Annotated in this window: 17 protein-coding genes; 7 read left to right on the top strand and 10 right to left on the bottom strand. The window is 74.7% G+C overall.

The window, feature by feature from the left end:
• Position 1 precedes the first annotated feature (1 nt).
• The 4 genes from pepN to SRB5_RS26400 form a co-directional block, all read right to left on the bottom strand.
• Complete coding sequence (gene pepN / locus SRB5_RS26415; RefSeq protein ID WP_323378508.1) at positions 2–2593, bottom strand: aminopeptidase N; 2592 nt, start codon at positions 2591–2593, stop codon at positions 2–4.
• Positions 2594–2733: 140 nt separating this feature from the next.
• Positions 2734–3762, bottom strand: coding sequence for an aspartate-semialdehyde dehydrogenase (locus tag SRB5_RS26410; RefSeq protein ID WP_153455925.1), 1029 nt, complete (start codon positions 3760–3762; stop codon positions 2734–2736).
• Between the two features lie 196 nt (positions 3763–3958).
• Positions 3959–4198, bottom strand: a complete 240-nt coding sequence (locus tag SRB5_RS26405) for a hypothetical protein (protein WP_323378507.1) — start codon at positions 4196–4198, stop codon at positions 3959–3961.
• A gap of 56 nt (positions 4199–4254) precedes the next feature.
• Positions 4255–4473 carry a hypothetical protein gene (locus tag SRB5_RS26400; protein ID WP_323378506.1) on the bottom strand — a complete coding sequence of 73 codons (219 nt, stop codon included), beginning with the start codon at positions 4471–4473 and terminating at the stop codon, positions 4255–4257.
• 299 nt (positions 4474–4772) lie between these two features.
• Here SRB5_RS26400 and SRB5_RS26395 point away from each other — a divergent pair, with 299 nt between their 5' ends.
• Positions 4773–7724: a beta-N-acetylglucosaminidase domain-containing protein gene (locus tag SRB5_RS26395; protein ID WP_323378505.1), complete on the top strand. Its 2952-nt coding sequence runs from the start codon at positions 4773–4775 to the stop codon at positions 7722–7724.
• A gap of 19 nt (positions 7725–7743) precedes the next feature.
• On the opposite strand, the gene SRB5_RS26390 is transcribed toward SRB5_RS26395, so the two are convergent.
• The 5 genes from SRB5_RS26390 to SRB5_RS26370 all read right to left on the bottom strand — a co-directional run bounded on the left by SRB5_RS26390 (position 7744) and on the right by SRB5_RS26370 (position 14121).
• Positions 7744–8697: an N-acetylglucosamine kinase gene (locus SRB5_RS26390; RefSeq protein ID WP_323378504.1), complete on the bottom strand. Its 954-nt coding sequence runs from the start codon at positions 8695–8697 to the stop codon at positions 7744–7746.
• Entirely contained in the window at positions 8688–9953 is a 1266-nt protein-coding gene (locus SRB5_RS26385) for a 6-phospho-beta-glucosidase (protein WP_153455924.1), read from the bottom strand. Before SRB5_RS26385 ends, SRB5_RS26390 begins: the two co-directional genes overlap by 10 nt.
• A gap of 42 nt (positions 9954–9995) precedes the next feature.
• Positions 9996–11189 carry an ROK family transcriptional regulator gene (locus tag SRB5_RS26380; RefSeq protein WP_153455923.1) on the bottom strand — a complete coding sequence of 398 codons (1194 nt, stop codon included), beginning with the start codon at positions 11187–11189 and terminating at the stop codon, positions 9996–9998.
• 464 nt (positions 11190–11653) lie between these two features.
• A complete protein-coding gene (locus SRB5_RS26375; protein WP_153455922.1) occupies positions 11654–12919 on the bottom strand; it encodes a hypothetical protein in 1266 nt (421 codons plus the stop codon).
• Positions 12920–13095: 176 nt separating this feature from the next.
• The gene (locus tag SRB5_RS26370; protein ID WP_323378503.1) at positions 13096–14121 is read right to left on the bottom strand and encodes a mechanosensitive ion channel family protein; all 1026 of its coding nucleotides are present in this window, start codon (positions 14119–14121) and stop codon (positions 13096–13098) included.
• Positions 14122–14412: 291 nt separating this feature from the next.
• On the opposite strand from SRB5_RS26370, the gene SRB5_RS26365 reads away from it, so the two are divergent.
• Positions 14413–14952 carry an HNH endonuclease gene (locus SRB5_RS26365; protein ID WP_323378502.1) on the top strand — a complete coding sequence of 180 codons (540 nt, stop codon included), beginning with the start codon at positions 14413–14415 and terminating at the stop codon, positions 14950–14952.
• Positions 14953–15003: 51 nt separating this feature from the next.
• Here the strand turns inward: SRB5_RS26365 and SRB5_RS26360 are convergent, their stop codons facing one another.
• The gene (locus SRB5_RS26360) at positions 15004–16230 is read right to left on the bottom strand and encodes a threonine synthase (protein WP_153455920.1); all 1227 of its coding nucleotides are present in this window, start codon (positions 16228–16230) and stop codon (positions 15004–15006) included.
• Between the two features lie 218 nt (positions 16231–16448).
• Between SRB5_RS26360 and SRB5_RS26355 the strand changes: the two genes are divergently transcribed.
• The 5 genes from SRB5_RS26355 (at position 16449) to SRB5_RS26335 (ending at position 24378) form a co-directional block, all read left to right on the top strand.
• The gene (locus SRB5_RS26355) at positions 16449–17912 is read left to right on the top strand and encodes a hypothetical protein (protein WP_323378501.1); all 1464 of its coding nucleotides are present in this window, start codon (positions 16449–16451) and stop codon (positions 17910–17912) included.
• A gap of 38 nt (positions 17913–17950) precedes the next feature.
• Complete coding sequence (locus SRB5_RS26350) at positions 17951–18925, top strand: glutamate ABC transporter substrate-binding protein (protein WP_228390458.1); 975 nt, start codon at positions 17951–17953, stop codon at positions 18923–18925.
• A gap of 118 nt (positions 18926–19043) precedes the next feature.
• Positions 19044–20315 carry a hypothetical protein gene (locus SRB5_RS26345; protein WP_153455951.1) on the top strand — a complete coding sequence of 424 codons (1272 nt, stop codon included), beginning with the start codon at positions 19044–19046 and terminating at the stop codon, positions 20313–20315.
• A gap of 40 nt (positions 20316–20355) precedes the next feature.
• Positions 20356–22983, top strand: a complete 2628-nt coding sequence (locus SRB5_RS26340) for a serine/threonine-protein kinase (RefSeq protein WP_153455918.1) — start codon at positions 20356–20358, stop codon at positions 22981–22983.
• A gap of 15 nt (positions 22984–22998) precedes the next feature.
• Complete coding sequence (locus SRB5_RS26335; RefSeq protein ID WP_153455917.1) at positions 22999–24378, top strand: protein phosphatase 2C domain-containing protein; 1380 nt, start codon at positions 22999–23001, stop codon at positions 24376–24378.
• Positions 24379–24469: the final 91 nt, after the last annotated feature.

The following is a 24469-nucleotide window of genomic DNA, read 5'->3' as shown; positions in this document are numbered from 1 at the left end:
GTCAGCGCGCGGCGGCGTCCGCCGCCTGCGCCCTCAGCGCCCGCTCGACGCCCGCGCGGGACTCGACGACCATGCGCCGCAGCGCCGGCGCCGGGTCGGCGGAGGCCAGCCAGGCGTCGGTCGCGTCCAGCGTCGCCTGCGAGACCTGGACCGCGGGGTACAGGCCGACGACGATCTGCTGGGCGATCTCGTGGCTGCGCGTGGCGAAGACGCCGGCGATCGACGCGAAGTACTTCTCCGTGTACGGCGCCAGCAGCTCCCGCTGGTCGGTGTCCACGAAGCCGCCGATCACGGCCTCCTGCACGGCGTTGGCGAGCTGGTCGCCCTCCACCACCGACGCCCACGCCGCGGCCTTGGCCCCGGCGTCCGGCCGCGCGGCGCGTGCGGAGGCGGCGTGCCGCTCACCGGCGGCCGTGGGGTCGGCGGCCAGCTCGGCGGCGATCTCCGTCTCCCCGGCCCGGCCGGTGGCGGCCAGCCGGTGCAGCAGCGACCAGCGCAGCTCGGTGTCGACGGCCAGGCCCTCGATGGTCTGCGAGCCGTCGAGCAACGCGGCGAGCAGGTCGAGCTGCTCGGGCGTACGGGCCGTGGCGGCGAAGGTCCGGGCCCAGGACAGCTGGTGGTCGCCGCCGGGGACGGCGGCGCGCAGCCGGTCGAGCGTCGCCTCGGTCCAGCGGGCCAGGCCCTCCTCGCGCCAGGCGGGGTCGGCGTACAGGTCGATCGCCAGCTTCGTCTGCCGCTGGAGGGACTGGACGACGCCGATGTCGGTCTCCTTGGCGATGCCGGAGAGGACCAGGTCGAGGTAGTCGCGGGTGGCGAGTTCGCCGTCGCGGGTCATGTCCCAGGCGGACGCCCAGCACAGGGCGCGCGGCAGGGTGGACTCGAAGTCGCCGAGGTGCTTGGTGACGACGGCCAGGGACTGCGGGTCGAGGCGGACCTTCGCGTACGACAGGTCGTCGTCGTTGAGCAGCACGACCGCCGGGCGGCGCACGCCCGTGAGCTGCGGGACCTTCGTCAGCTCGCCGTCGATGTCGAGCTCGATCCGCTCGCCGCGTACGAGCCGGTCGTCGACCAGGTCGTACAGGCCGATCGCGATGCGGTGCGGGCGGAGGGTGCCACGCGGCGGAGCCGCATCATCAGATGCAGTGCCCTTCGCGCCGGCGGGCAGTGCGGGGGCCTCCTGGCGGACGGCGAAGGAGGTGATGGCGCCGGAGTCGTCGGTCTCGATCTCGGGGCGCAGGACGTTGATGCCGGCGGTCTCCAGCCAGGCCTTCGACCAGGTCTTGAGGTCGCGGCCGGAGGTCTCCTCCAGCGCGCCGAGGAGGTCGGTGAGGCGGGTGTTCCCGTAGGCGTGGCGCTTGAAGTACGCCTGCACGCCGCGGAAGAAGGCGTCCTCGCCGACGTACGCCACCAGCTGCTTGAGGACGGAGGCGCCCTTGGCGTAGGTGATGCCGTCGAAGTTGACCATGACGTCCTCGAGATCGTTGATCTCGGCCATGATCGGGTGGGTGGAGGGGAGCTGGTCCTGGCGGTAGGCCCAGGTCTTCATCTGGTTGGCGAACGTGGTCCAGGAGTTGGGCCAGCGGGAGCCGGGGGCGGCGGCCTGGCAGGCGACCTCGGAGTAGGTGGCGAACGACTCGTTCAGCCACAGGTCGTTCCACCACTCCATGGTGACGAGGTCGCCGAACCACATGTGCGCGAGCTCGTGCAGGATCGTCGCCGCGCGGCCCTCGTACGCGGCGTCGGTCACCTTGGAGCGGAAGACGTACTGGTCGCGGATGGTGACGGCGCCGGCGTTCTCCATCGCCCCGGCGTTGAACTCGGGCACGAAGAGCTGGTCGTACTTGTCGAACGGGTAGGCGTAGTCGAACTTCTCCTGGAACCAGTCGAAGCCCTGCCGGGTGACGTCGAAGATGGCGTCGGCGTCCAGGAACTCGGCCAGCGAGGGGCGGCAGTAGATGCCCAGCGGCACGCTGCGGCCGCCGCCCTCCCAGGTGCTGTGCACCGAGTGGTACGGGCCGGCGATGATCGCCGTGATGTACGTCGAGATCCGCGGCGTCGGCGCGAACGCCCACACGCCGTCGGCGGGCTCGGGCGTCGGCGCGTTGGAGTTGACGATCCAGCCCTCGGGGGCGCGGACCGTGAACCGGAACGTCGCCTTGAGGTCGGGCTGCTCGAACGACGCGAAGACGCGGCGGGCGTCCGGCACCTCGAACTGGGTGTAGAGATACGTTTCGCCGTCCACCGGGTCGACGAAGCGGTGCAGGCCCTCGCCGGTGTTGGTGTACGCGCAGTCGGCGACGACGGTGAGCGTGTTGTGCTCCGCCAGGCCCGTCAGCGCGATGCGGGAGTCCGCGAAGACCTCGGCGGGGTCCAGCTCGGTGCCGTTCAGCGTGACCGTACGGACGCCGGGGGCGACGAGGTCGATGAACGTGCCCGCGCCGGGCTCGGTGGCGTCGAACGTCACGGTCGTCTCCGACCGGAAGGTGCCGCCCTCCTTGGCGCCGGTCAGATCGAGGTCGATCACGTACGAGTCCACGCGGAGCAGTCGCGCGCGCTCCTGCGCCTCTTCGCGGGTCAGGTTCGTGCCAGGCACCGGCATCTCCTTTGTTGCTCGGGTCTGCGGTCATCCTCGCACGGACGGTGACGCAGCCACCTGCGATTTTGTACCGGCCATCGTATCGTCAGCGGCCCCCGGAGCCCCGGCCGGGCGGCCGGGGCCCGCGACGTCCGGTGTCAGGCCCTGAGCTCGGCGGCGACCAGCTCCGCGATCTGGACGGCGTTGAGCGCGGCGCCCTTGCGGAGGTTGTCGCCGGAGACGAAGAGGGCGAGGCCGTTCTCGGCGGTCTCGTCGGTACGGACCCGGCCCACGAAGGACTCGTCGCGGCCGGCCGCGGTCAGCGGGGTGGGGACGTCGGCGAAGACGACGCCCTCGGCGCCCTTGAGGATCTCCACGGCGCGCTCGGGGGCGAGGGGGCGCTCGAAGCGGGCGTTGATCTGGAGGGAGTGGCCGGAGAAGACCGGGACGCGCACGCAGGTGCCGGCGACCTTGAGCTCCGGGATCTCCAGGATCTTGCGGGACTCGTTGCGGAGCTTCTGCTCCTCGTCGGTCTCGTTCAGCCCGTCGTCGACGAGGGAGCCGGCCATCGGGAGCACGTTGTACGCGATGGGGGCGACGTACTTGTCCGGCTTCGGGAAGTCCACGGCGGAGCCGTCGCGGGTGAGCTTGGGGGCGTCGGCGCCGACGGCCTCGATCTGCCCGTACAGCTCCTCGACGCCGGCCAGTCCGGAGCCGGAGACGGCCTGGTAGGTGGCGACGACCAGGGCGGTCAGGCCGGCCTCGAGGTGCAGCGGCTTGAGCACCGGCATGGCGGCCATGGTGGTGCAGTTCGGGTTGGCGATGATGCCCTTGGGGCGGTCGGCGATCGCGTGCGGGTTGACCTCGGACACGACGAGGGGGACCTCGGGGTCGCGGCGCCAGGCGGAGGAGTTGTCGATGACGACGGGGCCCTGGGCGGCGACCTTGGGGGCGAGGGCCTTCGAGGTGGCACCGCCGGCGGAGAACAGCACGATGTCCAGACCGGAGTAGTCCGCGGTGGCGGCGTCCTCGACGGTGATGTCCCGGCCCTGCCACTCGATGACCTTGCCCGCGGACCGCGCGGAGGCGAACAGCCGCAGCTCGTCCACGGGGAACTTCCGCTCGGCGAGGATGTCTCGCATCACTCCGCCGACCTGTCCGGTCGCTCCGACGATTCCGATCCGCATCGCGGCTCTCCTAACGGGGGACGTGCTGGTCCCGGCCCACTCTGCCCGATACCCCCACCGGCACCCAAATGGAATGTTCGGGTGGTGAGACGGCAGGGACGCCGGGTGGAGGGGGACGGGTCCCACCTGTTCCCCGTACGCAAAAAGGTGACCCCGCCCGGCGTGCGGGCGGGGTCACCTCGGTGGGTGTGCGGGGTTACGCCTCCGGCTTGACCCGGTCCGTGGACTTGTCCAGGGCCATGACCAGGCCCGCGATGACCAGGAAGGCCAGGAGGGGGAGGCCCACGAACAGGCCCAGCGTCTCGCCGACGCTCAGGCCGGGGCCCGGATCGTCGCCGGCGTCACGGGTGAGGGCGAAGGCGGGGGACGACATCAGCAGCGTCAGCGTCGTACCGGCGGTGAGGGTGCCGGCGCGCAGGGCATTCTTGGTGACCACCCCACCAACGTAGCGCCCGCCGCCGCGGACCGCGCGTCCGGGGTCCCCTTCCGAGGTCAGACGCGTGGGCTGCCCACGTAGTGCGTCGGCGGCATCGGCTCGGAGATCAGATTGTCGTCGGCGGCCAGCGGCGGCTCGGAGGTCAGCGGGGCGCCCGCGAACAGGCCCGGCTCGGACGTCAGCGGCAGCTCCGCGCACGAGCATGTGCCGGCGAGCCCGTAGTCCGGGTCGGAACCCCCGTCGAATTGCAGGTGGTCGTGCGTGTGGCCGTCCACGTCGTGCCCCCTTCTTTTCGTGCGGATCGGTCGGTACGGATCTCTCCTGCCCGGAGGCGGGTCAGCCGCACCTCTGCTCACTTCACCCTACGGTGTCGGCGGAGGATTTGCGGGGGTCGGGGGTGATCTCGCGCAAGAGATCGGCTCAAGGGGCTCCGGGAACGACGGATTTACGGCCCTAATGCCGATAAGACGAATGCGACATATCTCACAAGAACCTTCGGCCGTGCGCCGCCGTTGACACCCGCCCCGCGGCGGTGGTGGGGTCGTGCGCGGACCCGGACGGGAGGGGAGCTGCGGTGCGTGGGAGGAAGCGGACGATCGCGACGGCGGCCGTGCTGTCGGCCGCCGTGGCCGGCGCGCTGCTGGGCGCGGCCCCGGCGGCCGACGCCGCGCCGTCCCCGAAGGGACCGGCGCCGGTCCCCGAGGTGTGGCCCCGGCCCCAGCAGCTGCGGCCCGGCGGCGCCCCCGTGGTCCTCGCCGGGAAGGACGTCGCCGTCCTCGCCGCGCCCGACACCGACCTGTACGCGCTGAACGTGATCCGCGCCGCCCTGCGCCCCGCCCGGTCCGTCACCGTCGCCTCCCCCGCCGCGCCGCCGCCCCGGGGCACCGATGTGGTGGTGGACGTGGAGGAGGCTCCCGCCGGCGGGGCCGCGGACGCCGGGCCGCGCGGCGGACTCACCCCGACGGAGCGGGCCCTGGGCGAGCTGGGGGCGTCCCCCCAGGGTGACCTGCCGGCCGGCGGCTACCGCATCGCCGCCCGCGGCGCCCGGGTGGCCGTCTCGGGGGTGGGCGCCGACGGGCTGTTCAACGCCGCGCAGACGCTGCGCCAGCTGACGGCGGCCGGGAGGCTGCCCGGCGTGCAGGTCAGGGACTGGCCGTCGGCCGCCGTGCGCGGCACCGCCGAGACGTTCTACGGGGAGCCCTGGAGCCACGGCGAGCGGCTGGCGTACCTGGACTTCATGGGCCGTACGAAGCAGAACCGCTACCTCTACGCCCCCGGCGACGACCCGTACCGCCAGAGCAAGTGGCGCGAGCCCTACCCCGCCGCGCGGCAGGCGGAGTTCCGGGAGCTGGCGGCGCGGGCGCGGGCGAGCCATGTGACCCTCGCCTGGGCGGTGGCCCCGGGCCAGGACTTCTGCTTCTCCGCCGCCGGCGACCGCGAGGCCCTGCTGCGCAAGGTCGCCGGGATGCGGGCGCTCGGGGTGCGGGCGTTCCAGCTGCAGTTCCCCGACGTCAGCTACGAGGAGTGGAACTGCGGCGCCGACCGCGCCGTGTACGGCACCGGCCCGAAGGCCGCCGCCCGCGCCCAGGCCCGGATCGCGAACGCCCTGGCCGACGCGCTGCACGGGGGTCCCCCGCTGTCGCTGCTGCCCACCGAGTACTACCAGGACGGCGCCACCGCCTACCGCTCGGAGCTGGCCACCACCCTCGATCCGGGCGTCGAGGTCGCCTGGACCGGGGTGGGCGTGCTCCCCCGGACGATCACCGGCAGGGAACTCGCCGAAGCCTCCGGGGCGTTCCGCCACCCCCTGGTGACGCAGGACAACTACCCCGTCAACGACTTCGACCCCGACCGCGTCTTCCTCGGCCCGTACACCGGCCGCGAGGCCGCCGTGGCGAGCGGCTCGGCCGCACTGCTGGCGGGGGCCATGGAGCAGCCCCTGGCGACCCGGATCCCGCTGTTCACGGCCGCCGACTTCGCCTGGAACGCCGGCGCGTACGACCCCCGCGAGTCCTGGCCCGCGGCGATCGACGACCTGGCGGCCACCGCGGACCTGGACCGGCGGGCGCTCACCGCGCTGGCCAGGAACAACGCCTCGTCGGCGCTGGACGCGACGGAGTCGGCGTATCTGCGGCCGCTGCTCGACCGGTTCACCGCCGCGTACGACTCCGGCGACCGGGCGGCGCTGGCGAAGACGGCGAAGCCGCTGCGGGAGGCGTTCGGGCAGCTGCGGCGGGCGCCGCGGGATCTGGCCGCGCTGGACGGCGAGCTGCGGCCGTGGCTGGGGCAGCTGGCGCGCGAGGGCGAGGCCGGCGAGCGGGCGGTACGGATGCTGCTGGCGCAGGCGGACGGCGCCGGGGCGCTCGCGTGGCGGGAACGGCTCGCGCTGGACGGCCTGCGCCGGGAGATCGGCGCGGGGCGCGGGCGCGTCGGGGAGGGTGTGCTGGCGCCGTTCGCGGCGAAGGCCGTCGCCGCCTCGGACACCTTCACGGGGGTGCGCTCCCGCCCGCCGCGCGCGGCCGACGCCGCGATGGACGGCCGGCCGGGCACCGTGCGCCGGCCCGCGCCGCAGGACCGTGAGCTGACGCTGCCGCTGGGCCGGACCGCGCTGGACACCCTCACGCTGCTCACCGAACCCGGTGCCACCGCGGCCGTCGCGCTGCGCGTCCCCGGGTCCGGGTGGCTGCCGGCCGGGAAGCTGTCGCCCTCCGGGTTCACCGAGCTCAGGCCGCCGCGCGGGGTGCGGGCGGACGCGGTACGGCTGAGCTGGCCGGGCGGCGCGGCGCCGGTGGTGCACGAGGTCGTGCCGTGGGCGGCCGGGGACGAGGCGCTGCGCCTGGAGCTGGAGCGGTCCGTGGTGGACGTGGCGATCGGCGGGCGCGCCCAGAGCGTCGGGGGGCGGCTCAGCGGGCGTGCGCCCCGGGCGGTGCGCGCGGCGCTGAGCGCCCGTGCGCCGGAGGGGATCGAGGTGTCCGTGCCGGGGCGGGTGGACGTGCCCCGGGGGGCGTCGGCGGCGGTACGGGTGTCGGTCGCCGTGCCGAAGGGGACGCGGCCGGGGACGTACCCGGCGACGGTGCGGGTCGCCGGGGGCGAGACGCGGACGCTGACGGTGCGGGCGTACCGCCCCGCCGCCGGGAAGGATCTGGCGCGGGGACAGGCGGCGGAGTCCTCGGGCGACGAGACGCCGGACTTCCCGGCGCCGGCGGCGGTGGACGGGGACCCGCGGACGCGGTGGTCGTCGCCGGCGGGCGACGAGGCGTGGCTGCGGGTCACCCTGGCGGAGCCGGCGCGGGTCGGGGAGGTGGTCCTGTACTGGCAGGACGCGTACGCCAGCCGCTACCGCGTGGAGGTCTCCGGCGACGGCGTGCACTGGCGCACGGGCGCCGTGGTGACGGCCGGGCGCGGGGGACGGGAGTCGGTGCGGATGGACGAGCGGGGGGTGCGGTACGTCCGCGTCGTGGGCGACGAGCGGGGGACGGTGTACGGGTACTCGCTGTGGTCGCTGGAGGTACGGGCCGTCCGCTGACCCCGCCCCCGTAACCCCTTCAGAACTCCCCCCGCAGCCGCGCGTGCGCCGTCCGCGGCGCCCCCACCGCGTCCAGCCCCAGCAGCCCCGCGCCCAGGACGGGCGGGGCGGTGACCACCGTGGCCACCGCCTTCGGGGCGCGGGCCGCGAGGCGGGCGCGGACGCCGGTGTCCAGCTGGGGGTGGCGGGCGGCCAGGACGCTGCCGCCGAGGATCACGTCCACCGGCTCGTCCAGGAGGTCGAGCCGGGAGAGCGCCGCCCCCGCCATCGCCACGACCTCGTCCGCCTGCCGGTCCACCAGCGCCCGCGCCACCGGGTCCCCCGCGGCGGCCACGGCGAAGAGCACCGGCGCGAGTTCGTGCCGCCGCCGCGCCGCCACCCGGCCGAAGTGCAGGGCCTCGATCAGCTCCCCCATGCTGCCCAGCCCGAAGTGTCCGGGCAGCGCCTCCCGCAGCGCGGTCGCCTCCCCGCGCCCGTCCTCGGCGCGCGCCGCGAACCACAGGGCCTCCTCGGCCAGTCCCCCGCCGCCGCCCCAGTCCCCGGAGATCCTGCCGATCGCGGGGAAGCGGGCGGTGCGCCCGTCGGGCCGCATGCCCACGCAGTTGACGCCGGCGCCGCACACCACGGCGACGCCCCGGGGCTGTTCGACGCCGGCCCGCAGCAGGGCGAAGGTGTCGTTGCGTACCTCGACCGTACGGGCCCACCCGCGCCGGGCGATCTCGTCCCGCAGCTCCTCCTCCTCGACGGGGAAGTCGGCGTTGGCGAGACAGGCGGAGACGTGCCCGGCGCTCCCGGCCCCGGCCTCCCGTACCGCCCGGGCGATGACGTCGACGGCCGCCGCCACCCCGACGACCGGCGGCTGGAACCCGCCGCCGCGGCCGCGGCCCAGGACCCGCCCGTCGGGGGCGATCAGGGCCACGTCCGTCTTGCTGTTGCCCGCGTCGACGGCGAGGACGGCGGCTGTCAGACCCACGCGAGATGCTCCCGGTTGTGCGCGATCAGCGAGTCGGTGAGCTGGTCGGCGTACGCGACCTGGCCGATCAGCGGGTGGGCGAGCAGCGCCCGGAACACCCGGTCCCGGCCGCCGTGCAGGGCGGCCTCGAGGGCCAGGTGCTCGTACGCGGTGACGTTGGCGACGAGGCCCGCGAACAGCGGCTCCAGCGGCGCGACGGGCAGCGGGGTGGCGCCCGTGCCGTCCACCCGGGCCGGGACCTCGATCACCGCGTCGTCGGGGAGGAAGGGGAGGGTGCCGTTGTTGCGGGTGTTGACGACCTGGACGTCGCCCGCGCCGCCGCCGAGGAGGGAGGCGGCCAGGGCCACCGCGGCCTCGGAGTAGAAGGCGCCGCCGCGCCTGGACAGCAGCTCCGGCTTCTCGTCCAGCTCGGGGTCGCCGTACATCTCGAGCAGCTGGGCCTCGATCGCGGCGACCTCGGCGGCCCGGGAGGGCTTGGACCTCATCTCGGTGACGACCTCGTCGTGCGCGTAGTAGTAGCGCAGGTAGTACGAGGGGACGACGCCGAGCCGGTCCAGCACGGACACGGGCAGGTGCAGGTCGCCGGCCAGCCGCTCGCCGTGCTCCGCGAGCAGCCGGGGCATGACGTCCTCGCCGTCGGGGCCGCCGAGGCGTACCGCGCGCTCCCAGGTGAGGTGGTTGAGGCCGACGTGGTCCAGATGGACCTCCTCGGGCGTGACGTCCAGCAGCTTGGCAAACTTGCGCTGCAGATGGATCGCCACGTTGCACAGGCCCACGGCCTTGTGCCCGGCCCCGAGCAGCGCGCGGGTGACGATGCCGACGGGGTTGGTGAAGTCGATGATCCACGCGTCCGGGCTGGCGCGGCGGACGCGTTCGGCGATGTCGAGCACCACCGGTACGGTCCGCAGCGCCTTGGCCAGTCCGCCGGCGCCGGTGGTCTCCTGGCCGACGCAGCCGCACTCCAGGGGCCAGGTCTCGTCCTCGTTGCGGGCGGCCTGCCCGCCGACGCGCAGCTGGACGAGTACCGCGTCGGCGCTGGCCACGCCGGCGTCCAGGTCGGAGGTGGTGACGATCTTGCCCGGGTGGCCCTGTTTGGCGAAGATCCGCCGGGCGAGTCCTCCCACCAGCTCCAGCCGCTCGGCGGCGGGGTCGATGAGCACCAGCTCCTCGACGGGCAGCGTGTCGCGCAGCCGCGCGAAGCCGTCGACGAGCTCGGGCGTGTACGTGGATCCGCCGCCGACTACCGCTAGTTTCATGATGGCTTGCCCCTCTGCGATCGGTACGGGTGACGCAACGGCTCAGCGGGAGGTGTCGAACACCTCGTCGCGGGTGGTACGGAGCGCGGCCTCCAGGGCGCCGCGCAGCACGGGGTCGCCGCGCACCCCGGCCACGGCGACCTCGGGCCGGGGGGCGGCGAGGTCGGCCAGCTCCGCGGCGACGAGCTCGCGCAGGGGCTCGCCGCCGGCGGTGTTGAGGGGGCCGGAGAGCACGATCAGCCCCGGGTCCAGCACGGCGACGACGGACGCGAGGCCGAGGGCCAGGGATGTGGCGTGGCGCTGGAGGAGGGCGGCGTGCCGCGGTGCGCCGGGGTCTTCGGCGGCCCGGGCCAGCAGCGCGGCGGCGGCGTCGGCCGGGCGGCCCTGGGGCACGTCCAGCCCGAGGCTGTGGGCGTGGGAGACGACTCCGGGGGCGCCGGCGAGGTCCTGGAAGCCTCCGCGATCGGCCTCGGCGACCTTGCGGACGACGGGCGTCCCGGGCACGGGGAGGAACCCGAACTCCCCGGCGCCCCCGGTGAACCCGCGGTGCAGGCGCCCGCCGATGACGAGGGCGCCCCCGATGCCGGTGCCGTTCCACAGCAGCACGAAGTCCCCCCGCCCCCGGGCGACGCCCAGCTCCTGCTCGGCGACGGCGGCGAGGTTGACGTCGTTCTCGTACGCGACGGGCAGCGCGAGCGCGGCGGCCACCGCGTCGATCACGGCGGGATCGTGCCACCCGGGAAGGTGAGCGGCGTAACGCAGCCGCCCGCTGCCGGGGTCGAAGGCGCCGGGGGTGGCGACGACGACCCGGTGCAGCTCCCTCCGGGTGAGCCCGGCGTCGTGCAGGGCGCCGTCGACGGCGCCGGCGACGTGCCGGGCGGTGTCGGCGCCTTGGGGGGCGTCCAGCTGGTACCGCCCGACGACGCGCCCGGTGAGGTCGGCGACGGCGGCTCTCGTCCCGTCGGCGGTGACGTCGAGCCCGGCGACGTGGGCTCTGCGGGGATTGAGCGCGTACAGCTGGGCCCCGGGCCCGGGGCTGCCGGAGCTGGTCCCGGCGACCTCGACGAGACCGGCGGCCTCCAGCCGCCCGAGCAGCTGGGAGGCGGTGGGCTTGGACAGCCCGGTGATGCGGCCGACACCGGCCCGGGTGAGGGGGCCTTCGGCGAGGAGGGCGTCGAGGGCGGCACGGTCGTTCATGGCGCGCAGGACCTGGGGGGTGCCGGGTGTGTGGTCCATGTGGGGGGTCACCTCGACTGTTAGGAAACCTTCCTGTCGACGCGGTCGACGGTACGGCCGCCGGGAGGCGGACGTCAATGGCCCGTTTTTCGGCGCTTGAGGCCGGAGGCGCGCAGCGCCGACTGTCCGGCCGCAGGCCGACAGCGCGAAAAGACCCCATTCCAGCCCGGCCGGCGTTTGAGGCCGGAGGCGCGCAACGCCGACTCGGGGGTGCACCCCCGCGGGCGCGAAGCCGATCTACGGCGCGGCCTCGTGGCGGGCCAACGCCTCCGCCGCCCGGGCCAGGGACTCCGCCGCGGAGTCACAGCGACGGGCGTGGGACCGCAGCTCCGCGGCCACAGGGCCGCCGCCGCTCGCGGGAGCGAGATCCCGGAGCCGCGCCGCACGAGCCCGCAGCTCGACGGCCTGCGCACGGATCCGCTCCGACCACCGGGCGGAGGCAGCCGGCAGACCCTCACCCCCGCTCACGCGGCCGGCAGCCGGAACACGGCCGTCTCCAGCACCGAGCCGACGTAGTCGGCGAGCATCGCGTCCACCCGGTCCCGCTCCTCCGGCACCAGCCGCTCGAGGTTGTCCGCGTACACCCCCACCCCGTGGCTGACGGGGAAGTCGTACGAGGGATCCGCCCACGTGATCGACACCCACTCCGCGGGCACGGGCCCCCGCCCCGCCAGCCCCGGCACCACGTCGTGCTCGTTGACCAGGCTGATCACCTGCGTCCGCGGGTCGTACGCCCGCCGCGGACCGAGCGGCGCCCCCACGGCGACCACATGCGTCACCTGCCACGCGTCGTTGACCTCGGCCGTCCCGGCCAGGCACATCGCGACCACCCCGCCCGCCCCGTGCCCCACGAGCGCCACCTCGGCGTCGAGGGGCAGCACCTCCCCCAGCGCCCGGTGCGCCCCCCGGACGTACGCGGACGCCCCGGCCGCCCGCGCGGCCACCGCGTCGCACAGCGCCCGGGGGCTGGCCGCCGAGCCCGGATCACGCCCGGGCAGGAGCGCGACGTACCGCTCGACCCCGTCCCCCGCCCGCACCCGCAGGACGGCGAGCCGGCCGTCGTACCCCAGCGTGCCCAGCCCCCGCAGCAGCATCCCGATGCCGCCGGGCCGCGGCGGGGTCACGCACACACCGGGCAGCCGCGCACAGCGGCGCCGGGCCGCGAGGGGCCGCAGCCGGCGGCGGACGCGGGCGCGCTTGGGCCGCCGCACGGGGTCCGCCGGGCGCCCGGTGACCACCGCCCAGGCCGCCGCGTCGTTGAAGGGGTTCCGGTCGGTGAGCGCACCCCACGCGTCCGCCTCCGCCACCAGCCCCGCGAGCGCCTGCAGCCCGCCCCCGCCCGCCACCGGCCGCCGCAGGATCCGCCCCGCGCGCCGGGAGTCACCGGCGGCGACGGCACCGGCGAGCTCCGCCGACCCTCCGAGCCGCAGCCGCAGCGACGCCACGGCGAGCTCCTCCCCCAGCCCCCGCCGCCCGGCCACCGCCCCGGCGCCCCCGGTGTACCCGAGCCCGTCCCGCCGGGCCAGCGCCCGGCCGAGCGCCCGCAGACTCCGCGCACCGCTCACGGGACGGCGCAGCAGGGACCGCAGGAACAGGGGATCGCTCAGCACGGCGGCGGCCTCCCGCCCCGCACCGCGCACGGCGGCCGCGGCCTCGGCGAGCTCACGGGCGAGGACACCGTGAGCGGTGTCGCCGCGGGGCATGCGAACGGGGGCTATGTCGTCGGACATACTCCCCATTGGCGACCCCCGACCGCCCCCCGGCGACGCCACAGCGGCAACCGAGTGACCCGTACCCGGGCCACCGGCTCATGCCCGGCAACCCGGAACCGAAGGCGCGAGACCGGAACCGAAGGCCGCGCGGCTCGAGCCCGGGACCGCGGGGGCCCAGCCCTGTAACCCCCGCCCTACCCCTTCGGCGGCACGATCGGCGAAGCCACCGACGACTGCGGCGACGCCGGATTGGCCAGCGCCGACGGCGGCGCCACCGTCGCCGTCAGGTCCTCCGTCCCCGCCGCGGGCGCCGGCACCGACGCCTGCATCCGGATCCCGACCGCGTCCAGCGACCGCTTGATCCGCCAGCGCAGCTCCCGCTCCACGTCCACGGCCTTCCCCGGCATCGTCTTGGCCTGCACCCGCAGCACCACCGACTCCAGCGTCACCTCGGACAGCCCCAGGACCTCCACCGGCCCCCACAGCTGCTCGGCGAACGGCTCCGTCTTCGCCAGCTCCTCGCCGGTCTCCGCGATGAGCCGCCGCACCCGGTCGAGGTCCGCGTCGTGCCGGATCTGGACGTCGACGCAGGCCGTGGACCAGCCCTGGGAGAGGTTGCCGATGCGCTTGACCTCGCCGTTGCGCACGTACCAGACCTCGCCGTTGTCCCCGCGCAGCTTCGTCACCCGCAGCCCGACCTCGACGACCTCGCCGGAGGCGACGCCCGCGTCGATGGTGTCGCCGACCCCGTACTGGTCCTCGACGATCATGAAGACTCCCGAGAGGAAGTCCGTGACGAGGTTGCGCGCGCCGAAGCCGATCGCCACACCCGCGACACCCGCGGACGCGAGCAGCGGCGCGAGGTCGATCTTCAGCTGGCTGAGGACCATCAGGAACGCCGTGCCGAGGATCATGAACGACGCCACGGAGCGCAGCACCGAGCCGATGGCCTCCGACCGCTGGCGGCGCCGCTCGGCGTTGACCAGGAAGCCGCCGAGCGCCGTGTCCTCCACGGCCTCCGCGGTCCGGTTCATCCGCTGTATGAGCCGGGTCAGCATCCGCCGCACCAGCGTCCGCAGCACCACGGCGATCGCCAGGATCAGCACGATCCGCAGCCCGGCCGCCGTCCAGTTCTCCCAGTTCCGGTGGATCCAGCCGGCCGCCGCGAAGGCTTCGGCCGCCGAGGCGGAGGTGTGCGGGGCGGCGGCTGACGAGAGCACTGCGGGGCCTTCCGGGAGCGGGGCGCGGGACCCCACCACAGTATCCGGAGCCCTTCCGGCCGCCCGGAAGGCCCGGAGAAGACCGCCCGCCAACGGGGGTGTGGACCGCCCCGGTTGCGGGGATCATGCGTACGAGCAGGGCTCCCGGGGGTGCGACGCGGTCTGCGATCTACGTCACGTTCCCTGCCCCGTTTACCTGTCCGTGGTGGCGCGAACAGAGTGCGCCGGGACACACTGTGACCAGATCGTCCACGGCGCGAGCCACGCGCCGCCGGCGTATGAGGAGGCACCGTGCCGCATGTCCTGGTCCTCAACGCGTCGTACGAGCCGCTCGGCGTCGTACCGCTTCGCCGAGCGCTCGTCCTCGTGCTTGACGGCAAGGCCGTCAGCCTGGAGGACTCGGGCGCCTTTCTGCACAGCGCCACGAAAGTCGTCGCCGCGCCCAGCGTGGTCCGCCTGAAACGCTTCGTGCGGGTCCCCTACCGGGGGCCCGTACCGCTGACCCGCCGCGCCCTGTTCGCCCGCGACGGCGGGCGCTGCGCCTACTGCGGCGCGGTCGCCACCAGCGTCGACCACGTCATCCCGCGTTCCCGGGGCGGCCAGCACCGCTGGGACAACGTGGTGGCCGCGTGCCGCCGCTGCAACCACGTCAAGGCGGACCGCCATATCGCGGAGCTCGGCTGGCGGCTGCGCCATCAGCCCGCGCCGCCGTCGGGGCTCGCGTGGCGGATCATCGGGACGGGCCATAGGGACCCGCGCTGGCTGCCTTACCTGCAGCCATTCGGCGCGGACGAGGCCCTGGCCCGGATCGACGGCGTTCCCGCCGCTTAGATCCGGGCCTTTGTTCGCTCTGCGTGAGCTCGCGGAGGCGGGTGACCGGCGCTAGACGTCGATCCCCGCCTCCCGCAGCGCCGCCGCCACGCTCCCCCACGAGGGGTCCATCGGCTCCGGCTGCTCCCCGGCCCCGGTCGTCCGGTCCTTGAAGCCGCCGGACGTCGACACGACCACCACCGGCCCGTCCGCCGGTGGTCCGCCCCGCTGCCGCAGCCCCGCCAGGCCCGCGGCGGCGGAGAGCTCCGTCCACAGTCCCGCCCGGCCCAGCTCGGCCCGGGCGGCGCGCATCTCGTCGTCGGTCACGAGCAGCGCCCCGCCGCCGGACTCCGTGACGGCGTGCACCCCGCGGTAGCCGCCCACCGGGCAGGCGATGCCGTACGCGTCGGTCGTGCCCACGGTGACGGACGCGGCGGGGGTGCCGGCGCCGAGGGCGGCGTGCAGGGGGCCGCCGGCGGCCGGTTCGCAGGCGTACAGGCGGGGGACGACGGTGGTCAGGCCGAGGGCGCGCAGTTCGGCGAAGCCCTTCCAGACGCCGAAGAGGGTCTCCGCGTAGCCGGTGGGGACGTACACCGCCTCGGGGACGCCGAGGTCGAGGAAGATCTCGTACGCGATGGTCTTGTAGCCCTCGGGGCCGAAGGGGTGGCCGGTGTGGGTGACGGTGCGGTTGCTCACGGGGTGGAAACCCAGGCGTTCGACGAGCTGGGTGGTGAGCGCCCAGGTGTGGTCGGGGGTGACCGGGAGCACCGCCGCGCCGTAGCCCCGGAGGAAGGACCGCACGGCGGGCGGGGCGGTGGCGTTGAGGACGACGCAGCGCAGGCCCGCGCGGGCGGCGTAGGCGGCGGCGGAGGCGCCGTGGTTGCCGGAGGAGGCGACGACGATCCCGGGCGCGCCGGCGCCGATCGCGGCGCTCACGGCCACCCGGTTGAGGCGGTCCTTGTGGCTCCAGGTGGGGTTGCGGGACTCGTCCTTGACGTACACCCCGTCGCCCAGGCCGATCAGCGGGGTGCCGCCCTCCCCCAGCCCCGGCGCCCGCAGCGGCGGCAGCAGGGGCGCCCACCGTTCGAGGCCGGTGCCGCCCGGGACGGCGGTGGGGGTGAACAGGGCGGGGTCGAGGGCCTCGTAGGCGTAGGTGACCTCGAGGGGGTAGGCCACCTCGGGCGTGCTCGTCCGGGGGCAGCCGGACGTCAGGGGCGGCCAGAGCGGATAGTCGAGCCCCGTGTCCCCGAGCGAACGCTGCCCGGTGGCGAGGGACTCCCCGAAGTCGGCGTCGTCCATGGTGGGAGTCTAGATCGGCGGGAACCGCCGCAGGCTTGTGTCGCGTATGAATGAGCAGACACGCATCGTCGAACTACCGGCCGGGACTTCTGTCGCAATACGAACAAGATCCCGTCATAAATGGTGTGGCCACACGCACTCGCGGCCATACTCGACAGCGGTGTCACGCGCCGCCCGTATGGTGGGGCGGTGAGCAAGTGACCACAGGGGGAGGTCTCGTGTCGTACCCGTCGCCCGCCGGCAGTGCGGCGCCGCCGGTGCAGCCGGCGGCTGCCGCCGTGCCCGCGCAGCCAGGTCCCGGGGGCCCGCCGGTCCCGCCGCCGTCCGCCGCGCCGCCGGAGCGGCGCAGCGCGTTCGCCGAGGGGATGGATCGTTTCCGCAGGGCGGCGGTGACCGAGCCGGGCCGGCTGCGGATCATCGGGGCGGTCCTGGCCGTGCTGGTGGTGGTGTTCGGCGCCGTGACGGCCTGGCAGGTCACGGACCGGTCGTCCGCCGCCGACGACGTACTGCTGCGCAGCCAGCCGCTGAGCCGGGACGCCGCCGAGATCTACCGCTCCCTCGCGGACGCCAACACCACGGCCGCCAGCGGCTTCCTGGCCGGCGGCGAGGAGCCGCGCGAGGTGCGCAAGCGGTACGAGGACGACATCGACCAGGCGGGCACGCTGCTGGTACGGGCCGCGGCGAACAGCCAGGGCGCGGCGGCGGCCCGGACGAAGATCACCGAGATCAACCGCTGGCTCCCGCAGTACACGGCCGCGATCGAGACGGCCCGCGCCAACAACCGCCAGGGCCTGCCGCTGGGCGGCGCCTATCTGCGGTATGCCAACGGGCTGATGGACGAGAAGCTGCTGCCGGCCGCCTCGGAGCTGTACGAGGCGGAGACCGCCCAGCTGAACGACGACTACGCGGCGGCGAAGAGCTGGCCCTGGCTCGCGCTCGCCCTCGGCGTGGTGGCGCTGGGGGTCCTTCTCTGGGCGCAGCGCCGGCACTACCGGCGGACGAACCGGGTGTTCAACCAGGGCATGGTGGTCGCCTCGGCGCTGACCGCGGTGGTGCTGCTCTGGCTGGCGGTCGGCCACACGCTCGCCCGGGCGGGGCTGAACGACTCCGACAAGAACGGCGCGCAGTCGCTGATGGTCCTCAACCAGGCGCGGATCGAGTCCCTGAAGGCCCACGGCAACGAGGGGCTGAAGATGGTCTCCCGCGGCGCGGTGACCAAGGGGAACGACCAGGACGCGTACGAGGTGGACTACGGCGCGAGCATGACGGACCTGGCCGGGAAGGACGCCGAGACGCTCGACGACTCCCTGATGGAGAAGGCCCTCGCGCTGGCCGGCGACGACGACGCGGGCCGGGTGCCCGTGGAGAAAGCCGTCGACGGAGTACGCGAGTGGCAGACCCGGCACAAGGCGATGCTCGAGGCCGACAACGCCGGCAACTACGACAAGGCCGTGCACCAGGTGATCGGCGGCGCGAACGAGAAGGCCACCGGCGAGTGCTTCGACGTCGTCAACAAGGCGCTGGCGCAGGCCATCGACCACGAACAGCAGCAGTTCGACGCGGCGGCCGCCGACGGCCGGGACGCCCTGGGCGGACTGTGGATCGGTGCCGCGGTGCTCGCGGTGCTGGGCGCCGCGGGAGCCCTGCTCGGCATCGGCCGCAGGCTGTCGGAGTACCGGTGAGGGGGAACGCCGAAATGCCAGGGAAGAAGGCAAGGACCATGAGGCTGCGCGGCTGGGGCGGGGTGGCCGCCATGGCCGCCGCCACGGCGCTCACCGCCGCCCTGCTGCCGCTGGCCGCCGGTGACGGCGCCGGCGGCGCCGCGTCGGGCTCCGCGCCGGCGCACGGCAGCCAGGTGCTGGACCGGCAGTCCTCGGACGACGAGTGCGCGGGCGGCCGGCCGCCGGGCGAGCCGCAGCGCAGCTGGCGCCCGTCCGGCGCGAGCGGCCCGGCCGTCCAGCGGATCCTGGACAACGAGCAGCTGGTCGTGGGCATCGACCAGAACAGCTACCAGTGGGGCTACCGCGACCCGGAGTCCGGCGAGCTCCGGGGCTTCGACATCGATCTGGCCAAGGCGATCGCCGCCGATCTGGGTCTCGACGAGAGCGACCTCGTCTTCCGGGCCATCCCCACCAGCCAGCGGGTGCCGGCCCTGCAGGACCGCAAGGTGGACATGGTGGTCCGTACCATGACCATCAACTGCGACCGGCTGAAGGACGTCGAGTTCTCCACGGCCTACTTCGAGGCCGGCCAGCAGGTGCTGGCGCCCAAGCACTCGGACATCAAGGGCTTCGACGACTCCCTCAACGGCAAGCGGGTGTGCGCGGCGGAGGGTTCCACGGCCGAGGACTTCATCAAGGAGAAGCTGACGGACGCGACGGTCGTGCCCGTGGCGAACCAGCTCGACTGTCTGGTGCGGGTGCAGCTGGGCCAGGCCGACGCCGTGATCACGGACAACGCGCTGGCGGCCGGGCAGGCCGCGCAGGACCCCTCGATGGAGCTGAAGGGCGTACCGCTCACCGAGGAGTACTACGGCGTCGCGATGAACAAGAACGACCGGGATCTGGTGGCACGGGTCAACAAGGTGCTGGCGGACTACGACAAGAGCGGCAAGTGGGACCGGGCGTACGAGGACTGGCTCAAGGACGTCATGCCGGGTATCACGGGCCCGCCCAGGCCCGAATACCTCGACTAGCGTGACACTGGGGGCACTTCCGCCGCGGACGGTGCCCGTCCACAGTGGGGTGAGAGGCCGGCGGCACAGGAACGTGGAAGGGGATTAGATGGGGGCTCCGGACGAGGCCGGACCCGTCATGGGCCGCGAGGAGGTCGACCGTGCCCTGGCCCGGCTGGGCGCGGAGCACGAGGCGATCGAGACCTCGCTGCTCGCCCTCCAGGACCACGCGGGCCGCCGGCTCCTCGAGGGCGCCGAGCTGTCCGGGGTCACGGCCGAGCGCTGGGCCGCCGCGGAGGCCGCCGTCACCCTGCTGTGGTCGTACTTCGACGCGTACACCGACGCCCTGACCAGGGCGCGGGAGATCCGCGGCCGGCGCCGCTGGCCGGGCGGCGCGGAGCTCGCCGAGCTGACGCTGCTGCTGCGCGACTCGGGGATCACGATCCCGGCGGCGGGCCCCGCCGCGGGACCGGTGTCGATCACGGGCCCGGCGAAGCTGTCCGAGCGGCTGCGGCTGGACGTGCTGGTCGAGCGGATGAACGGGTACTACGCCGAGGTGCTGGACGTGGTGGCCGCCGCCGACTCGGTGTGGTCCGCGCTGCCCGCGCGGATCGATCTGCTGGCCGCCGAGCTGCAGCGCACCCGTTCGCTGGCCCAGTCGGTGGGCGTACGCCCCGGCGAGCATCCGGCGGGCGACGACCTGGAGCACATCACCCACGAGCTGTCCGCGCTGCGCCGGCAGGTGATCGCGGATCCGCTGGAGTTCTGGCGCCGCTCCTCCGCCAGCGCCGCCCCGGGCGGCGGGCGGCCCGACACCACGCGGTACGACACGGCGGCGCGGGCCCTGGAGGACGTGCGCCGGGAGATCGAGGCGGTGCTGCACGTCCGGCAGGACGCCGAGGCCCGCCTGGTGCGGCTGCGCGACGTGCTGGGCCGCGCCGACCGGGTGCTGACGGAGGCCCGGACGGCACGCGGGGAGGTGCTGGCGAAGATAGCGGCGTCGGAGGTGCCGGCGGTCAGCGGGACGCCGACGGTGCTGCACGAGCAGCTGCGCGCGGCGTTCGACTACCGCCGCAGCGCGCAGTGGCACAAGCTGTCGCCGCTGCTGGAGGCCCTCGAGCAGCGCGCGGACGACGAGCTGACCCGGGCCCGTGAGTCGCTGTCGGCGGTCACGGCGCCGCTGGCGGTGCGGGCCGAACTGCGCGGCCGGCTGGACGCGTACAAGGCGAAGATGGCCCGGCACGGGCTGGCGGAGGACCCGCTGCTGATCGAGCGGTACGAGCGGGCCCGGCGGATGCTGTGGTCCGCGCCCTGCGACCTGATCGCCGCCGAGCAGGCGGTGCTGCGCTACCAGCAGGCCGCGGCGGAGGCCCTGAGCGGGCCGGTGGACAGACCCAGGGGGACGCGATGACCGGCGCGCCCGGACAGGTACACGGATACATGGGGGTGTCATGAGCGAAGCAACCTCCTGCCAGCGGCCGGGCTGCGCGGGGACGTACGAGGACATGGGCGGCGGTGAGATGTACTGCGACACCTGCGGCCTGGCGCCGGTCGTCGCCCCCGACGCCATGCTCGGCGCGGCGCCCACGGGGCTGACCGCCCACCGGGCGGGCTCGAGCAGCGCGTCCTCCGCCTCGTCCGGGACCTCCTCGCGTTCGTCGCGCAGTTCCTCGCGCTCCTCGCGCCGCTCGGTGTCGGGCCGGCTGTCGCGCGCCCTGACGGGGCAGCAGACCACCGGGCGTTCGGTGTCGGTGCGTTCGTCGCGTACGTCGGCCGTCGGCAGCGGGCGGGACAAGCTGGGCGCCGGTCTGGTCAAGGTGCCGGAGGTGCCGCGGCCCGACCCGCGCGCCGCGGTGCTCGAGGACCCGCAGGTGCCGGAACGCAAGCGGTACTGCAGCCGCAGCGACTGCGGCGCCCCCGTCGGCCGGGCGCGCGGCGAGCGGCCGGGCCGTACCGAGGGCTTCTGCACCAAGTGCGGTCACCCGTACTCGTTCGTGCCGAAGCTCGAGGCGGGCAACGTGGTGCACGGGCAGTACGAGGTCGTGGGCTGTCTCGCGCACGGCGGGCTGGGCTGGATCTATCTGGCCATAGACCGTGCCGTGTCGGACCGCTGGGTGGTGCTGAAGGGCCTCCTGGACACCGGGGACGAGGACGCGCTGGCCGCGGCGGTCTCCGAGCGGCGGTTCCTGGCGGAGATCGAGCACTCCAACATCGTCCGCATCTACAACTTCGTCGAGCACCTCGACCAGCGCACGGGCAGCCTCGACGGCTACATCGTGATGGAGTACGTCGGCGGCAAGTCGATGAAGGAGATCGCCAACGACCGGCGCACGCCGGACGGCAGACGTGATCCGCTGCCGGTGGAGGTGGCCTGCGCGTACGGGCTGGAGGCGCTGGACGCGCTCGGCCATCTGCACAGCCGCAATCTGCTGTACTGCGACTTCAAGGTCGACAACGCCATCCAGCAGGCCGACCAGCTGAAGCTGATCGACATGGGCGCGGTGCGCCGGATGGACGACGAGGAGTCGGCCATCTACGGCACGGTCGGCTACCAGGCGCCCGAAGTGGCGGAGCTGGGGCCGTCGGTGGCCTCGGATCTGTACACGGTGGCGCGGACGCTGGCCGTGCTGACGTTCGACTTCCAGGGCTACACCAACGTCTTCGTCGACAGCCTGCCGGACCCCGACTCGATCGACGTGTTCCAGCGGTACGAGTCCTTCTACCGCTTCCTGGTCCGTGCCACGGACCCCGACCCGGCCCGCCGGTTCGCCTCCGCGGAGGAGATGTCGGAGCAGCTGACCGGGGTGCTGCGGGAGGTCGTCGCGCTGCAGACCGGGCGGCCGCGGCCGACGCTGTCCACGCTGTTCGCGCCGGAGGGGCGGGTGGTGGACACGCTGCTGTTTGCCGACGCCGCGCAGGTCGCCCGCGAACCGGCGGGCGGCGGGGTGTCGTCGCTGGGCGCGCGTGCCCTCGTACGGGGCAAACGGGACAAGCTCCCCGCCAAGCAGCTCCCCGCCGCGCTCCCGGCCCAGCTCACGGGCGGCGCCCCCGCCCCGGGCCAGCTGCCGCCCCCGCCGCCGCAGGGCCCGCCCGGGCACCCCGCGCAGCCCCAGCAGCAGCCGCGGGTCCCGGGGCAGATCGCCGTGACGCTGGAGCTCGACGGGCGGGCCGCGGCGCTCGCCCTGCCGGTGCCGCGGGTGGACGCCGGGGATCCCAACGCCGGTTTCCTCGCCGGTCTGCTGGCGTCCGCGCCGGCGGAGGTGTCGGCGGCGCTGCAGGCGGCGCCCTCGCCGTCGCTGGAGCTGAAGCTGCGCCAGATCCGGGCGTGGCTGGACAACGGGGACTACTTCACGGCCGCCGAGGCGCTGCGCGGGCTGGAGTCCGAGTACCCCGACGACTGGCGGGTGGTCTGGTACCGCGGGCTGACCTCGCTGACCACCGGGGACCGTGAGACCGCGGCGCTCGCCTTCGACGCGGTGTACGACGCCTTTCCCGGCGAGCCGGCGCCGAAGCTGGCCCTGGCGGTGTGCGCCGAGGTGCTGGGGCAGCTGGACAACGCCGCCGAGTACTACCGGCTCGTCTGGTCCACCGACCCGTCGTACGTGAGCGCGGCGTTCGGGCTGGCGCGGGTGAAGCTGGCCGCCGCCGACCGGACCGGCGCCGTACGGGCGCTGGAGTCGGTGCCCGAATCATCCATCCACTACACGGCGGCGCGCGTCGCCGCCGTCCGCGCGCGGCTGCGCCAGCGCGGTCCGCACGAGCCGCTGCTGCCCGATCTGCAGGCCGCCGCGACGCAGGTCGAGAAGCTGCACGACTTCGGCCTCGACCCGCTGCGCCGGGAGCGGCTCTCCACGGAAGTGCTCGGCAGCGCCCTGGACTGGGTACTGTCGGGGCGTTCGGGCGGCCAGCAGGCGCCGTCCCCCGCGGAGGGTCTGCTGGGCAGCCCGGTCGACGAGAAGGGCCTGCGGTTCGGCCTGGAACGGTCGTACCGTGCCCTGGCCCGGCTGGCGCAGCGCGGCGACGAGCGGATCGCCCTGATCGAGCAGGCCAACCGCTTCCGACCCCGGACCTGGCTCTGAGAGGTGTCCCTGAATATGGCTCTTAAGGCAGGGCAGCTCGCCATGTGCCCCAACTGCGCGGCGCCGACGGTGTCGGGCGACCTCTTCTGCGAGGAGTGCGGTACGAATCTGTCGGCGGCCCCCCGGAGCGCCAACGGCACCCCCCCGGTGCCGGGCGGCGCGCCGTCCACCGACAGCTTCCGTATCGCCCCCGCGGCGGCGGCCCCGGCCCCGGCGGCACCCCCCGCCGCGCCTCCCCGTAACGCTTCCCCGCGCGCGTCGGCGCCCCCCGCGTCGCCGCCCCCCGCCGCGGCACCCCCTGCCGCGGCACCCGCCCCCATGGCGCCGACCCCCGTGGCGCCCGCCCACGAGCACCCGGGCGACGGCTATCAGCCGGCGGCGCCCGAGGCCGACCCGGAGCACTACCGGATCGCCGAACCCCTGTCCGGTGCCGTGGATCCGCGGGCCGCTCTCGGCGCGCCTGACCCCGCGCCGGCGGTCGAGGCTGAGACCGTCCCGGAGATGAAGACCTGTGTCGCCTGCCGTACGGGGACCATCGACGCCGACGGCTACTGCGAGAACTGCGGGCACGCCCAGCCCCGCGAACGCGACCGGATGGAGCGGGAGCTGGACGGCCCCCCGTATCTGGCCGCCGTCAGCGACCGCGGGCTGCGCCACCACCGCAACGAGGACGCGTTCGCCATCGACTCCGTCCGCCTCCCCGGCGGTACGACCGCGGTAATCGCCGTGGTCTGCGACGGCGTGTCCTCCGCGACCCGCCCCGACGAGGCGTCCGAGGCCGCCGCGCGGGCCGCCCGGTCCTCCCTGCTCGGCGGGCTGGCCCAGGGCACCCACGCCCAGCAGGCCATGCACGAGGCCGTGCTGGCCGCCGCGCACTCGGTGTCGGCCCTCGCCGAGGACCCCGCCAACCGCGTGGCGCACACCAACGCCCCCGCGTGCACCATCGTCTCGGCCGTCGTGGCGGGCGGGATACTGACCGTCGGCTGGGTCGGCGACTCCCGGGCGTACTGGGTGCCCGACGACCGCACCGCGCCGTCCGCGCGGCTCACCGAGGACGACTCGTGGGCGGCGCAGATGGTCGCCGCGGGTCTGATGTCGGAGGCCGACGCGTACGCCGACCAGCGGGCGCACGCCATCACCGGCTGGCTCGGGGCGGACGCCCACGAGGTCGACCCGCACACGGCGTCCTTCAAGCCCGAGGGGCCGGGGGTCGTGGTGGTGTGCACCGACGGCCTGTGGAACTACGCGGAGTCCGCCCAGGAGATGGCCGCGGTCGTCACCCCCGACGCCCGCGTCCGGCCGCTGCACAGCGCCCAGGCGCTCGTCGGGCACGCGCTGGACGGCGGCGGGCACGACAACGTAACGGTCGCCGTGGTCCCGTTCCCCGCGGGGTAGAGGTTCAGTCCCGGAGTCTTCCGGCGCCGGTCCCCCGGCGGCGGAAGACGTATCGCCCACTCATGGTCTTTCGAGTTCTCAGGATTCGCGG

The organism is Streptomyces smaragdinus (genome assembly GCF_009604385.1).
GTDB classification, from domain to species: Bacteria; Actinomycetota; Actinomycetes; order Streptomycetales; family Streptomycetaceae; genus Streptomyces; species Streptomyces smaragdinus.
The sequence above is the reverse complement of the archived record's forward strand: the minus strand, read 5'-3'. Positions and strand labels throughout refer to the sequence as shown.

What these genes read in the sequence shown, in the direction of transcription:
- SRB5_RS26410 (WP_153455925.1), bottom strand. Translation starts at nt 3,762, where the DNA reads ATGCGGATCGGAATCGTCGGAGCGACCGGACAGGTCGGCGGAGTGATG.
- SRB5_RS26385 (WP_153455924.1), bottom strand. Translation starts at nt 9,953, where the DNA reads ATGAAACTAGCGGTAGTCGGCGGCGGATCCACGTACACGCCCGAGCTC.
- SRB5_RS26380 (WP_153455923.1), bottom strand. Translation starts at nt 11,189, where the DNA reads ATGGACCACACACCCGGCACCCCCCAGGTCCTGCGCGCCATGAACGAC.
- SRB5_RS26375 (WP_153455922.1), bottom strand. Translation starts at nt 12,919, where the DNA reads ATGTCCGACGACATAGCCCCCGTTCGCATGCCCCGCGGCGACACCGCT.
- SRB5_RS26360 (WP_153455920.1), bottom strand. Translation starts at nt 16,230, where the DNA reads ATGGACGACGCCGACTTCGGGGAGTCCCTCGCCACCGGGCAGCGTTCG.
- SRB5_RS26350 (WP_228390458.1), top strand. Translation starts at nt 17,951, where the DNA reads ATGAGGCTGCGCGGCTGGGGCGGGGTGGCCGCCATGGCCGCCGCCACG.
- SRB5_RS26345 (WP_153455951.1), top strand. Translation starts at nt 19,044, where the DNA reads ATGGGCCGCGAGGAGGTCGACCGTGCCCTGGCCCGGCTGGGCGCGGAG.
- SRB5_RS26340 (WP_153455918.1), top strand. Translation starts at nt 20,356, where the DNA reads ATGAGCGAAGCAACCTCCTGCCAGCGGCCGGGCTGCGCGGGGACGTAC.
- SRB5_RS26335 (WP_153455917.1), top strand. Translation starts at nt 22,999, where the DNA reads ATGGCTCTTAAGGCAGGGCAGCTCGCCATGTGCCCCAACTGCGCGGCG.